This window comes from Corynebacterium sp. LK28 (assembly GCF_014335105.1).
Taxonomy (GTDB): Bacteria; Actinomycetota; Actinomycetes; order Mycobacteriales; family Mycobacteriaceae; genus Corynebacterium; species Corynebacterium macclintockiae.
On record NZ_PDGZ01000001.1, the window covers coordinates 194,636 to 207,175 of the forward strand.

Sequence of the window (12,540 nt, forward strand, 5' to 3'; positions counted from 1 at the left end):
TATGCTTTCTCTATGGCTTGGACAATTGATGCACCGCTAGACGAACTGCCCGATCTGCCTCCGCTTCCTGCGAAGATTGCGGAGAAATTAGAAGATGCGCTGTCCCGCGACGCGAAGCAACAGCCCAGCTGGGATCCGGAGCACGCCGGACGGGTGCGGAAGATCCTGGAATCCGTACCGCCGATTGTAGTGGCGCCCGAGATTAAGAAGCTGAAGAAGCAGCTGGCAGACGTCGCCTTGGGTAAGGCATTCCTGCTGCAGGGTGGCGATTGTGCCGAGACCTTTGAGACCAACACCGAACCGCACCTGCGGGGCAACGTTAAGACCCTGCTGCAGATGGCGGTTGTGCTGACCTACGGTGCCTCCACTCCCGTGGTGAAGATGGGCCGTATCGCCGGCCAGTACGCCAAGCCACGCTCCGCGGACCGCGACTCTAATGGTTTGCTGAACTACCGCGGTGACCTGGTTAACGGCGTAGAGGCCACGGAGGAGGCCCGCGCCCACGACCCATCCCGCATGGTGCGCGCCTACGCTAACTCCTCGGCGGCGATGAACCTGGTGCGTGCCCTGACGAACTCCGGCACGGCGGACCTTTACAAGCTGCACGAGTGGAATCGCGAGTTCGTCGCAACCTCCCCAGCAGGTGCCCGCTACGAGGCCCTGGCGACGGAGATCGACCGCGGCCTGGAGTTCATGTCCGCCTGCGGCGTGACTTCGGAAACCCTGCGTTCTGCCGACATTTTTGCCTCCCACGAGGCCCTGGTCATGGACTACGAGCGCGCAATGCTGCGCCTGGCTCATGACGAAGAGGGTAACGACGCACTGTACAACCTGTCCGCACACCAGGTGTGGATCGGTGAGCGCACCCGCGGGATCGATGACGCGCACATCCGCTTCGCCTCCCTGATCGCCAACCCGGTGGGCGTGAAGATCGGCCCGACCACCACGCCGGAGGAGGCCGTCGCTTACGTCCGCCAGCTGGATCCGGATAACAAGCCGGGCCGACTGACTCTGATCACCCGCATGGGCTACGACAAGATCCGGACGGTTCTGCCTCCCATCGTGGAGGCCGTGGAGGCGACCGGGCACAAGGTCATCTGGCAGTGCGACCCGATGCACGGCAACACCTACACCTCCAGCAACGGCTACAAGACCCGCGACTTCGATCGCATCATCGACGAGGTGCAGGGCTTCTTCGAGGTGCACCGCAAGATCGGCTCGCACCCGGGCGGTATCCATGTGGAGCTGACCGGTGAGGACGTCACCGAGGTCGTCGGCGGCGGCCAGTCCATCTCGGATCTGGACTTGCCGGAGCGCTACGCCACCACCGTCGACCCGCGCCTGAACACCCAGCAGTCGCTGGAGCTGGCGTTCCTCGTGGCGGAGATGCTGCGCAACTAGATTGTGGTCAGGGTGACCGTGGCCCCTCGGTGGCTGCGGGAACCGGGCCCGGGGGACTGGCTGATAACGAAGCCCTGGGGGTTCCCCTTGATCTTGACCTCAAAGCCGGAATCCTCCAGCTTTTCCTTCGCCCTTTCAGCAGTCAGGCCGAATACCCACGGCACGCGCTGGGACGTGGACTCGCGAATTTCCACGTCCTTGTTCTTTTCCGGATCCACCTGCTCGCCCGCCTTGGGCGACTGTTCCGCTACGTGCCCGGATTTCTCGGAGGAGTCCTCCACGGGATCGCCATCGACCGGGTTCAACCCTGCATCGCGCAGAGCCTTACGGGCGTCATCCATAGAAAGCCCCTGCACGTCCGGCACGGTGACTGGCGGCTTGCCCTTGCTCATGTGCACCACGATGGTCGATCCGGTCTGCACCTCGGATCCAGCGGCGGGCTTTACCTCCGCGACGTGCCCTTTTGCTACGTCCTCGGAATAGACGTCGTCGCCCTTCTTCACCTTGAGGGTGCGGTCGGACAATTTTTTGGTGTAGTACTGCAGGCTCGAATTCTTCCCTGGATCAGGCACCGTCGGCTTGCCTAGCGACAGCAGCACGGCGACCTCGGAGCCCCGGACGGCGCGGTGCCCCTTCGCGGGATCGGTACCCATCACCGTGTTCTTCTCCGCGTCGTTGTCGTAGCGCTCGTCCAACGTGGAGCTGAACCCGGCTTCCTCAATCGTCGCCTGGGCGGTTGCTTTATCCATGCCCAGGACGGTGGGAATCTCGCCGTAGCGGCCAGAGGTAAACCACCATCCGCCTAGTGCAATCCCGACGACCAGTGCGAGGAGCACCAGGATCCAGATGACCGTTGCCAGGGGGGATTTGTTGGTGAGCTTGCGAACGGGCCGCGCCGCGCGCGGTGGATGTGCCGGGTGTGCTGGGGGTCCCGGGGGTCCCGGGCGCTCGGCGTAGCCCGGACGACCGGGCTGGTCGTAGCGGGTCTCGGTCGTGTGACGGGAGTCTGGACGGGCGCTGTGGTGAGCACCGGGTTGCGCATGATCCTGCTCTGGCAGCGTAACGGCGCGGGTCGACATGGATTCGTCGTTCCAGGGCGTGCGCTCGCCAAAGTCCGTACCCGCCAGCGCGCTGCGAACGGCAGAATCGGTGGGCGCGGGAACCTGGAACTCCGGGATATCCAGCTCCTCGGCGGTGCGCTCGACCGCATCCAGGAACTCGGTGCCGTCCTGGAAGCGCTGGCGGGGGTCGCGGTGGCAGGCTCGAAGTACCAGTTCGTCGATCTCCGGCGGCACATCAGGCATCAGGGTGCTCGGTGCCGGCACGGGTCGATTGATGCGAGCCATTGCCGTTTCCACGGCGGTGCCGCCCTTAAACGGGGTGCGGCCGGTCAGAAGCTCAAACAGTAGGATGCCCGCGGAGTACACGTCGCTGGCCTGCGTCAGGTTCTCACCGCGAACCTGTTCAGGGGAGAGGTAGCCGACGGTGCCGATGACCTGCCCATTGACGGCAGTGGTCGTTTCCGACTGCTCACCCATGGCGGTGTTGATTGCACGCACCAACCCAAAATCCGCTAGCTTCACGCGGTGGTCGTCGCTGATCAGTACGTTGTCGGGTTTGATATCGCGGTGAATCATTCCCTTCGAATGAGCCAGAGCCAGCGCGCCCAGCACCGGCTTCATCACCGCAACGGCCGCGTGGGGTGGCATGGGGCCGCGTTCCTTGAGGAGTTCGCGCAGCGATCCACCCTCGACCAGCTCCATGACCAGAAACACGTAGTCTTCGTCTACACCCTGGTCAAAAACGTTAACCAGGGTCGGGTCGCTAAGCTTCGCCACGGCGCGCGCTTCGCGTTCGAAGCGGGTGCGGAAGGCTGGTTCTTGGGCGAGCGCGGGATCCATCACCTTGACGGCGACTTCGCGATCCAGGCGGGTATCGATCGCTGCGTAGACGGTGGACATGCCACCGCGGGCGATTTGGGCGCCGATGCGGTAGCGCCCCTCCAGCAGGTCTCCCGGGTAAAGCTCGCTCACGTCTATTCTCAGCCTCGGTTTCTTTGCGGTCGTTTGGGTTCTTCTACAGGGTTATCTTGGGAGAATTGGTATGCAATGTTGCGCAATTATTCTAGTGGTACTCGTGTCATTATACGTTTAGAGTTACGCGCGCCCCTATTTGTTTCCGGTCGACCGTTGCCGAATGTTGCTGAATGTTGCCGAATGCTATTGACTCTTCTTGACGCCCACGCGCTACAGTGGCCACCGTGAGCAACCAAAACAAGCACGCAAACAACCACGACGCATCCATGCAGTCCGCGGACGCAAGCCAGGGAAAGATCCTCGACGAGGTAGTGGGCGGGGTTCCCGCAGGCGAAGAGGTCTTGCCCCTCCCCGACATTGCAGAACGGATGAACCTGGTGGTCACCCGGGTGATGGACATGCTGGGCAAGAAGCAGCTGCTGGCCGTAGTGGTCGACGGCGTGCGGTACGTACCCAGCCGATTCTTGGATGACGATGGACAGCTAAACCGGTTTGTTCCCGGAGCCATCGCTTTGCTGAGCGATGGCGGGTATTCCGATACGGAGATTCTGGATTACCTGTTTACTGAAGATGATTCTCTGCCGGGGCGACCGGTGGATGCCCTGCACGGGCACCTTGCCCGCGAGGTGATGCGCAGGGCTCAGGCGATGGCGATTTTGTAGTCCGCCAGGGCAGTGTGGGGGAGTAGTCCAGGCAGGCGTGGGCTACCCAGGCGAATACCGCAGCGATGGCGATAACCCACCACAGGGCGTAGAGGCGGTTGTTGCCGCCACCGTCGAACATGAAAGCCACCCACATGCAGAACACGCTGGTCAGGTAGATCAACCTCGGCGACTGGTTGGCTAGTGCAACTAGCGCCAGGGGCGCGGTGTAGTACCAGGGAAGTGTCACTGTATTGAGCACGCACGTAACGGCGTAGGCCACAGCCATGCCGGCGAAGGCGGTGCGCACGTCGTGGCGGAACAGCCACCACGCGACCACCAGACCCAGCAGCATGAGGGCGCTGCTGACGGGGCGGATTGCCTCCACCAACACGTTGAAGGTCAGATCGTCGTTGAAGCGCGAAAGCGGTGGTTCCAAAGAAGATGCAATGAACGATGGCAGGGCGAGGGGATTGATGACCTTCGAGTTGCCCGTGACCTCCGTGACCCAGCCCCAGGTTTGGTTGGTGGCAACGGTGATGAGGGCCAGGACTCCAACGCAGGTCGCAGCACTTGCCAGACCCGTCCACACCAGGGCGCCGAAGCGACGCCAGGTATCGCGGAGCTGCAGCCACCGGCGCTTACCTTCACTAGGCGGAAGTGGGCCTGCCACGCGCGCCACCATGATCCACACAGTGAAGGGAAGGGCGATAAACGCCGTGGCTTTCAGCGCAGCCGCTGCGCCGATCAGCGCCGCAGCCGCCAGGCCGCCAGCTACCGGTTGAACCCGCACGGCGCACAGGCAGCCCAGCAGGATCAAAGCCATCATCAGGTTTTCGGTGTGCATTCCGCCGACCAGGTGCAGCACGCTCAGGGGGTTGAAAACCCCAAGCCATACCGCCACATCCGGACGGACCCCCAAGTGGGATGCCAACCTAGCCACTGCCCAAGCCATGACCAGCACCGATGCGATGGAAAGAAGCTTGAAGGCAAGGATGCCGGAAGTAATGCTATCGCCGGTGATGGACGTGATTGCCTTGCCGAGACCCATGTGCAGTGGGCCATAGGGTGTGGTCGTGTTTCGCCAATCGGCGCTGACCTCGAAAAGCAGGGGGCCGGGGTTGGCGGCAGCGCCAACCTCGTAAGCGTTGAATCCATCGCGGGCCAGGGTTCCCTGCATTAGGTAGGAGTAAATGTCCCGGGACATCAAAGGGCCAGCCAAAACAAGTGGCCCAATCCAGGCCGCAACCGCAGACCGGCGAAGGGGCTGACCGTGAACAACAACGTGCCTGCCGATGACGATCCAGCTGAGGATCATCGCCAGAAGTGCCAGCCACATCACGACCGTCAGCATTCCAGCGGCATGGCCGAAAGTGAAGGAGCTTAGACCTAGCTCCTGCATGATTCCTCCGCGGGAACGGACAGCGCCGACGCAATGGGAAGTCAGCGTCAACAAGACACTGCCGATAAGCCCCAACCACACGGCACGGCTATAGCTGATCGCCTGCAGGCGGGATCGGGCCTTGTTTAGAAAGCCCTCCGCGGCCATCACAACACACCACCGCCGGTGATGCGCCGGGCGGCAAGCGCTCCGGAAAGAATCACGGTCGGCACGCCGACGCCGGGGGTCGTCGACGATCCGGCGAGCACCAGGTTATCCACCCCGAACGCCCGGGCGTTGCGGGGACGGAATGGCCCGGTTTGGGTGAAAGAATGTGCCAGGGCGAAGGGGGTGCCGGCACCGAAGCTGTGGTCACTGTGCCACGTTGCTGGGGTTTCCACCTTGGCAGCACAGAAGTGTTCTGCGATGCCGGTGTACCCGCGCTGTTCCAGCACACCCAGGAGCTCCTGGACGTAGGGAGCGGTTACGTTGTCCCAATCGATATCCGCCGAGCGCAGGTTGGGGGCGGGCGCAAGAATGCTCAACGGCTCATAGGCAGTGCCGACCGGCTGCACATCATCGCTTCCGGCAGCGCGTTCCGGAACCGTCCGCGCCGGGCGGGTCAGCAGCAGCGAGGGGTCGCTCATGAGGCTGCCGCGCCCGCGGGTAGCCGTGATCTCGCGGAAGGTATCGTCCCAGGCCTCTCCAAAGCTGATGGTGTGGTGGCGCTGGGATTCCCACACACCGGATACGTCGGTCGGAATGGTGCCGTGAATGACTACGGCCGAGGGCGACCAGCGCAGCGGTGCAACCTTGCGCCACATGCGGCGGGCGAAGGAACGGGAAACCAGCGAGCTGGCGCGACCGGAGCGCGTCAACAAGCTGCCCACCACCGGCAGGTCGGGCGTTGCCACGACAGCGTCGCAGGCGATGTGTTCGCCCGAGCGGGTGTGCACTCCGGTGATGAGGTCCTCAGAGAAATCCACGCGCTCAACTGCGTCGGAGGTAATGATGCGTCCACCGGCAGCCCGCAGCGCCGCGGCCATGACCTCCGGCACCTCGCTCATAGAGAAGCCCGGGTAGAACACGCCCATGGTCGTATCCATGTGGGAAATAACGGTGTACACCGCACGTGCGTCCTTCGGCGCCACGCCCGCGTAAAGTGCCTGGAATGTAAACAGTCGCTGGAGGTCTGGGTCGGGCAGGTGCCGGGCGGCGGTCTTGCCGAGGCTGCCGAAGGCGCCGAGGGAGCCAAGGTGGCTGAGGTCGGACGCCGCAGCGGGCGTGGACAGCAAGTCCAGCGCCCCGTCAAAGTCGGCGGCCAGGAAGTTCTCGAAGCTAGCGCTGAACACGTCCTGCGACCACTGGCGGTGGGTGAGGTAACCGGCCACCAGCTTGTCCGTCGCCGCGCTATCCAGCCCCTTGGCGGAAGCGAAGCGGCGAATCTCCGCGACCATAGCGTCGCGGTCAGCGAAGACCTCTACGTGCTGGCCACTGGCGAATTGCGCGTGGTAGGCCGGCGCCAGGCGCCGCGGAGCCCACGGGCGATCCAATCCCAGCTGCTGCACCGTCGTATCGGCGCGCAGGTCGAAGCCGACGGAAGCAACTGCCGACTCGACCAGTCCCGGCATGGTCAGCACCGTGGCGCCTGTGTCGGCAATGAAGTCGCCATGGGCGCTGGTCAGCACCTCGCTACGGCAGCGGCCGCCGACCTCGCTGGCGGCCTCGATGACGGTCACATCACGTCCCGCGGAACGCAGGCGCAATGCGGCGGAGAGGCCAGCCAGCCCCGCGCCGATCACGACTACGCGTTCGCCGTTGCTGGGTAGGCGCTTGCGCAAAGTGGGACGCGTCATGGGCACCAAGGGGCTCGGCAGGCTCAGGTGACGGCGACCGTCGGCAGAGCGGGTAGATAGCTTCATTTAAAACCTCCGGTGCGTTAGTTTTTCCGCCAGCTGAGTGAGTTCCGTGGTGATGTCTGCGCCCAAACCGCCCGCGCGCAGAGACTCGATCGCCCGTTGCGTGCGAGCCTCGATCAGTTTCTCCACCTCGGCCTGTGCGCCCGTGTCGTGGATGATGTCGCGCAGGCGCTCGATGTCAGCCTCTGTGGATTCCTCGCCCTTGCCCAGCCCCTTGCGCAGGGCGGTCGCCTGGGCGGCGTCGCCCCGACGCAGGGCTTCGTTGATGAGCGTGGTGCGCTTGCCCGTGCGCAGGTCATCGCCGGACGGCTTGCCGGTGACCTCCGGGTCGCCGAACACGCCCAGCTGATCGTCGCGCAGCTGGAAGGCCTCGCCGATATCCTGCCCCACATTCCGCAGCATGGTTACGGTGCGCTCGCCCGCGCCCGCCAGCGCAGCGCCGATGTGCAGGGGGCGCGCGACAGTGTAAGAGGCCGTCTTGTACTTGATCACGGCAAAGGAATCTGCGACGTCCTCGCTGCCGTTCGCCTCGACGGCAATGTCCAGTATCTGCCCCGCGATGACCTCGGTGCGCATGGCGCGCCAAGCCGGGCGGGCACGGTGCAGCGCGTTGATGCTGAGCCCCGAACCGTTGTAAAGGTCATCCGCCCAGGCGAAAGCCAAGTCGCCGATGAGAATCGCCTGGCTGACCCCATAGTGTTGGGAGGAACCCAGCCAGCCGCGTTCGCGGTGGCGGGACTCGAAAGTGCGGTGGGCGGTGGGGAAGCCGCGCCGGGTATCGGAGCGGTCGATGATGTCATCGTGGATCAGGGCGCAGGCCTGGATGAACTCGAAGGACGATAGAGCGTTAAGCACTGCTGTCGAGTGTGCGCTGAGTTCTGCGGGGGCGGAGGACGGGGCGTCCATACCAATCCCACAAAGAGCATCCAGCGACCCGCCGCCGCCTTCGAGCGCCGCGCGGATACCTGCCCAGGCGAAGGTCGGGCGCACGCGCTTGCCGCCGTTAACGATGAAGTCGCGTAGAACCGCGATGGCGCCGTCAACGAGGGGGTTGATGTGAGAGAACTCCTGCTGGGATTGCTGCAGATATTTTTGCAGCTGCGTATCGACGGCGGCGGGAACAGCGGACAGTGGGGACTCGAGGTTCCAAGGGTGGGATGCCTGCTCATCGGTACTCATGGCTCCCTATTCTAAGGGGTTGAGGGCCGTGGGCGAAGAATAGAGCTATGGCGTGTGGGGGTGGGTTACATGCAGGGAAACGTGGTGGAAAATCCGAAAACCTTGAAATGGACAGCTCTGTCTATATGATGTTTGGGTATGGCTAGTATCCGCAGGCAGGTTGCCGTATCCCAGTCTCTATCCCTCTTCACGCCGGGGCGCGTACCCTTCTCTGTCGAATTCATGCCGCCGCGCGACGATGCCGCCGAGGAACGACTGTGGAACGCCGCCGAAGCCTTCCACGACCTCGGGGTGAGCTTTGCCTCCGTGACCTACGGCGCCGGCGGCAGCACTCGCGAACGAACCCTGCGAGTGGCAAAGCGACTAGGGACCAAGCCGCTGACCACCCTGGTGCACATGACGTTGGTGCAGCACACCAAGGAAGAGCTGCAGGCGATGCTGCGAACCTACGCCTCCTTGGGGCTGACGAACCTGCTTGCGCTGCGCGGCGACCCGCCGGGTGATCCGAACGCCGAGTGGGTGGCCACGCCCGGCGGCCTGAACTACGCCAGCGAGTTGATCGAAATGATCCGCGACATGCCGGAATGCGATGACTTCGATATCGGCATTGCCAGCTTTCCCGAAGGCCACTACCGCACCGGGTCGCTGGAGATGGATACGGAGTACACCCTGGCGAAGCTGCGCGCCGGGGCGCAGTACTCCATTACCCAGATGTTCTTCGATGTGGACCGCTACCTGCGGCTGCGGGATCGCCTGGCCAAGGCTGATCCGGAGCACGGCCTGAAGCCGATCATTCCGGGGCTAATGCCGATCACGTCGTTGCGTAGCGTGCGCCGCCAGATGGAGCTCGCGGGAGCAGCGCTGCCGCCGCAGCTGGAAAAGCGCCTGTTGGATGCCGCAGCTGGCGACGAGGTGGCCAACCGTGACGCTATCCGCGAGGTTGGCATTGAAGTGACGACCGAGATGGCCGAGCGCCTGATCGCCGAAGGCGTGCCCGACCTGCACTTTATGACGATGAATAACGTGCGAGCTACCCAGGAGGTCTTGCACAACCTGGGAATGGCGCCGGCGTGGGGGCCGGGGCTTGGTCACGACATGGTGCGCTAGAGTCCGGCCCGCGTCCACTGCAGAATGCCGAACGGGCGGGGGTCTGCGGGGAACTTGAAGTTCCGCAGTACATCGGTGAAACCAGCCTTGCGATAAAGCTGCCAGGCTGCGTTTGCCTCGCCCTCCACCTCTGGCGTGGAGAGCATCACTGTGTTCTGTGGTGTTCGCTGCAGCAGGTCGTTCAGGATTCTGGTACCGACGCCCTCACCCTGCGCCGGTGGCAGAACATGTATCTCGGAAAGCTCTGCGTAGGCGTGGAGAATGCGGGAGACATCCGCGCGCGGATGTCCGGCGAGAGCTAGTCCCCGCGCGACTTGGCGGTACCACCAGGTGCTGGGGGAGCCGCGGAAGGTAAAGCCGATTCCTACGCAGCGCTGGCGGCTGTCATCTGGGTTCGGGGTGGAGTCCGCCTGGTGTAGTAGTGCCATGCTGCAGGTGAAGTCGGGCTGGGAGGCATTGTAAAACCACAACGACTTGCGCTGGGGGTGGGTTTCCTGGGGATAGCTCATTGCTGCGAGGTGAATATCGATGAGCTCGTCGAGGCGCGCGATGAATTGACGGTTGTTGGCGGGGAGGACGGATACGCGCATGGCTTCCATAGTGCCATTTGCGGGGAGGGCTTAGGGCTATATAGAGAATTAAAACATGTGTTCGAATAAGTGCTGGGGAGTATCGAGAGCTTGTCCGGGGTGCCTCCTATGGTGATGACTGAAAACAACAAGGCCGAAGAAGGGGGCTGCCCAATGAGGAAGGAAAGGCCAATGCAAGTAGATCAAGCACGGCAAGTAGATCAAACACGGCAGGTAGGGCGGATGGGGCGCGTGCGGCGCACCGTGAGCCCGCGCGGCTTCTTGGATGATGCGGAGCGCCAGTTGGAGCTTTCGCGTGCGGAGCTCAGGGAATCGGAGGCAATTGTTTACGCCTACCGGGCAGGGTTGCGAGCCGCCGGGGCGCTGATTGAATGGGAGATGGCATCGCGCAAGCGTCGCCCTAGCGGGAGTGCCTGGGCGAAGCTCCGGGTGCTGCGTCCAGATTTGGACGAGTGGTCAGAGGTCTTTGAAAAGCATGCGCGGGTAGCTAGCCGGGCGGGGTTGGGGCTTAGCCAGGGGATCGCGCCCGATTCTCGCGGGACGATCTATCGCGACGCTTGTGAGTTGGTGGACGTTGCCCGCAGTGTCGTCGACTACCTGCCGAAGGTTGCTTAGGTCTGTTTAATCGTTGAGGAGCCTAATCGTTGTTTGAAAACCGCAGGCTGATGTAGGGTGGGTGAAGTGAAACTGCGGGTGAAGCGCGCGGGATGGAACTATTTCTCAGTGCCGAGCGTTGTCAAAAGTAGCCGCAAAGAAATGGGAGGTCGCGATGGCTCTATCGGAGCAGGAGCAGAGGATGCTCGCGGAGATCGAGCAGGCGCTGATCGCTGAAGATCCGCGCCTGGCGAAGCAGGCTTCCACCAGCGATAACCGGACGTTGAACTTCAACATTCGTTCCGTCGCGCTCATCGTTCTGGGGCTGACGGTGATGGTTGGTGGAATTGCCGCCGCTCAGCTGTCGCTGTGGTTCGTGGCGCTGAGCGTACTTGGATTCCTCATTATGTTCGGCGGGGGACTGCTGGCGTTTCAGCCGAATGGGGATCACGAGGCAGCTGCCATCAAGCGCTCCAAGTCTGGAAAGTCGGCGAAGAGCGCAGTTCGGCGAGCTTCCGGAGGTAGGGGTTCTGGGGGTCTAGGCGACAAGATGGAAGATAGCTTCCGTCGCCGCTTCGAGCGATAACCAACGACAACTAAAACCGGACAAACCACCGTTCCTTGCATCAAGGGGCGGTGGTTTTCTTTGTGTCGAATGGTGGACGCATTCACCACCTGTACGTATTCTTTCCCCACTTCACCCCACTCTGTTGGTTGACGGGTGGGTGTGGAGGGCGGGTAAGTGTTAATGAGAGGAGAATAATTGCTTACTGCCTGGGGGAATGGCTAAGCGATGGCTGGGGTGTTGGGTGGGGAGGCGGTGGCGTCATTAAGATAAACAGGCGAGGCACCGCCGGACTGAGCGTTGCTGTTGTGAAGAAAATAAAGAAAAGACATGCAAAAGACTTCGTGTTGTGGAGTTTGTGGGGGGAAGTGGGGTAAAGTGGGGATCGTTGGAGCGCAAAACTGCCAACGATCGCTAACTTCATAGGGAAACCGCTGGTCGGAGCTACAAACCGGCTCGCGCGCAAAACGGTACGGCAGCAAGGAACGCGAGGAACTTCAGAAGAAAGGGGCCGATGACATGTTTTTCGGCACCTTTACGCCGAAGCTCGACGACAAGGGGCGCTTGACCCTTCCGGCGAAGTTTCGGGAAGAGCTCACGGACGGCCTCATGGTTGTCAAGGGGCAGGATCGCAGCCTGGCTGTATATCCCAAAGCGGAGTTTCTGGTTCGCGCCAAGAAGGCCGCCGAAGCTTCGCGCACGAACCCGAAGGCGCGTGCGTTTGTCCGCAACCTGGCTGCCAGTGCTGACGAGCAAGCGCTGGATTCGCAGGGCAGGATCTCGGTCTCGGCACTGCATAGGAACTATGCGGGGCTGCAAAAGGAGTGCGTTGTTATCGGCAACGTCGACTTCATAGAGATCTGGGACGCCGAGAGCTGGGAGAGCTACAGCGCGGAGCATGAAGAGGACTTCTCGGACGGCGACGACGAGGTGCTGGCTTCCTTCCTCTAGGAAGTAGCGACCAGCGGTAATGAACCTGACAACTTCAAAGTGAACAACAGAGTGTGCGCAGGCCCTTACCTGCGTGGACGACGCGGAATCTTGACGTACTTCCCCGATGTCAAGCCCGCACCCACGCAGGTGAGGCCCTGTTCGCACTCTTTTAACTTTTGAGTCACATACGTATC

At 62.6% G+C, this 12,540-nt stretch carries 11 protein-coding genes; 6 read left to right on the forward strand and 5 right to left on the reverse strand.

Annotation, left to right across the window (positions count from 1 at the left end; all coding sequences use genetic code 11):
• Window positions 1–12 precede the first annotated feature (12 nt).
• The gene (locus tag CRD15_RS00865; protein WP_034970203.1) at window positions 13–1,401 is read left to right on the forward strand and encodes a class II 3-deoxy-7-phosphoheptulonate synthase; all 1,389 of its coding nucleotides are present in this window, start codon (window positions 13–15) and stop codon (window positions 1,399–1,401) included.
• Here the strand turns inward: CRD15_RS00865 and CRD15_RS00870 are convergent.
• Entirely contained in the window at window positions 1,398–3,434 is a 2,037-nt protein-coding gene (locus CRD15_RS00870) for a PASTA domain-containing protein (RefSeq protein ID WP_187401675.1), read from the reverse strand. The two genes, CRD15_RS00865 and CRD15_RS00870, sit on opposite strands and share 4 nt — an antisense overlap.
• A 269-nt stretch (window positions 3,435–3,703) precedes the next feature.
• On the opposite strand from CRD15_RS00870, the gene CRD15_RS00875 reads away from it, so the two are divergent.
• The gene (locus CRD15_RS00875) at window positions 3,704–4,099 is read left to right on the forward strand and encodes an Rv2175c family DNA-binding protein (RefSeq protein WP_051893526.1); all 396 of its coding nucleotides are present in this window, start codon (window positions 3,704–3,706) and stop codon (window positions 4,097–4,099) included.
• Here the strand turns inward: CRD15_RS00875 and CRD15_RS00880 are convergent.
• From CRD15_RS00880 to CRD15_RS00890, 3 genes are read right to left on the reverse strand one after another with little or no spacing between them, the layout of a single operon-like run.
• Window positions 3,999–5,627, reverse strand: a complete 1,629-nt coding sequence (locus CRD15_RS00880) for an alpha-(1->6)-mannopyranosyltransferase A (protein ID WP_187401676.1) — start codon at window positions 5,625–5,627, stop codon at window positions 3,999–4,001. The two genes, CRD15_RS00875 and CRD15_RS00880, sit on opposite strands and share 101 nt — an antisense overlap.
• On the reverse strand, window positions 5,627–7,381 hold the full coding sequence (gene crtI, locus CRD15_RS00885; protein WP_187401677.1) for a phytoene desaturase family protein: 1,755 nt from the start codon (window positions 7,379–7,381) through the stop codon (window positions 5,627–5,629). Before crtI ends, CRD15_RS00880 begins: the two co-directional genes overlap by 1 nt.
• Window positions 7,382–8,557 (reverse strand): polyprenyl synthetase family protein, encoded by a 1,176-nt coding sequence (locus CRD15_RS00890; RefSeq protein ID WP_187401678.1) that lies wholly within the window; start codon window positions 8,555–8,557, stop codon window positions 7,382–7,384. It lies immediately after the preceding gene.
• A gap of 138 nt (window positions 8,558–8,695) precedes the next feature.
• Here CRD15_RS00890 and metF point away from each other — a divergent pair, with 138 nt between their 5' ends.
• The gene (gene metF, locus CRD15_RS00895) at window positions 8,696–9,664 is read left to right on the forward strand and encodes a methylenetetrahydrofolate reductase [NAD(P)H] (RefSeq protein ID WP_187401679.1); all 969 of its coding nucleotides are present in this window, start codon (window positions 8,696–8,698) and stop codon (window positions 9,662–9,664) included.
• Here the strand turns inward: metF and CRD15_RS00900 are convergent.
• Complete coding sequence (locus CRD15_RS00900) at window positions 9,661–10,254, reverse strand: N-acetyltransferase (RefSeq protein WP_255463663.1); 594 nt, start codon at window positions 10,252–10,254, stop codon at window positions 9,661–9,663. The two genes, metF and CRD15_RS00900, sit on opposite strands and share 4 nt — an antisense overlap.
• Before the next feature lie 171 nt (window positions 10,255–10,425).
• Here CRD15_RS00900 and CRD15_RS00905 point away from each other — a divergent pair, with 171 nt between their 5' ends.
• The 3 genes from CRD15_RS00905 to mraZ all read left to right on the forward strand — a co-directional run bounded on the left by CRD15_RS00905 (window position 10,426) and on the right by mraZ (window position 12,364).
• The gene (locus tag CRD15_RS00905) at window positions 10,426–10,869 is read left to right on the forward strand and encodes an SAV_6107 family HEPN domain-containing protein (protein ID WP_255463664.1); all 444 of its coding nucleotides are present in this window, start codon (window positions 10,426–10,428) and stop codon (window positions 10,867–10,869) included.
• A 154-nt stretch (window positions 10,870–11,023) separates the two neighbouring features.
• The gene (locus tag CRD15_RS00910) at window positions 11,024–11,434 is read left to right on the forward strand and encodes a DUF3040 domain-containing protein (RefSeq protein WP_034970164.1); all 411 of its coding nucleotides are present in this window, start codon (window positions 11,024–11,026) and stop codon (window positions 11,432–11,434) included.
• 498 nt (window positions 11,435–11,932) lie between these two features.
• Complete coding sequence (gene mraZ / locus CRD15_RS00915; protein ID WP_034970161.1) at window positions 11,933–12,364, forward strand: division/cell wall cluster transcriptional repressor MraZ; 432 nt, start codon at window positions 11,933–11,935, stop codon at window positions 12,362–12,364.
• The last annotated feature ends 176 nt before the right edge of the window (window positions 12,365–12,540 follow it).

What these genes read in the sequence shown, in the direction of transcription:
- CRD15_RS00865 (WP_034970203.1), top strand. Translation starts at nt 13, where the DNA reads ATGGCTTGGACAATTGATGCACCGCTAGACGAACTGCCCGATCTGCCT.
- CRD15_RS00875 (WP_051893526.1), top strand. Translation starts at nt 3,704, where the DNA reads ATGCAGTCCGCGGACGCAAGCCAGGGAAAGATCCTCGACGAGGTAGTG.
- CRD15_RS00880 (WP_187401676.1), bottom strand. Translation starts at nt 5,627, where the DNA reads ATGGCCGCGGAGGGCTTTCTAAACAAGGCCCGATCCCGCCTGCAGGCG.
- crtI (WP_187401677.1), bottom strand. Translation starts at nt 7,381, where the DNA reads ATGAAGCTATCTACCCGCTCTGCCGACGGTCGCCGTCACCTGAGCCTG.
- CRD15_RS00890 (WP_187401678.1), bottom strand. Translation starts at nt 8,557, where the DNA reads ATGAGTACCGATGAGCAGGCATCCCACCCTTGGAACCTCGAGTCCCCA.
- metF (WP_187401679.1), top strand. Translation starts at nt 8,696, where the DNA reads ATGGCTAGTATCCGCAGGCAGGTTGCCGTATCCCAGTCTCTATCCCTC.
- CRD15_RS00900 (WP_255463663.1), bottom strand. Translation starts at nt 10,254, where the DNA reads ATGCGCGTATCCGTCCTCCCCGCCAACAACCGTCAATTCATCGCGCGC.
- CRD15_RS00905 (WP_255463664.1), top strand. Translation starts at nt 10,426, where the DNA reads ATGCAAGTAGATCAAGCACGGCAAGTAGATCAAACACGGCAGGTAGGG.
- CRD15_RS00910 (WP_034970164.1), top strand. Translation starts at nt 11,024, where the DNA reads ATGGCTCTATCGGAGCAGGAGCAGAGGATGCTCGCGGAGATCGAGCAG.
- mraZ (WP_034970161.1), top strand. Translation starts at nt 11,933, where the DNA reads ATGTTTTTCGGCACCTTTACGCCGAAGCTCGACGACAAGGGGCGCTTG.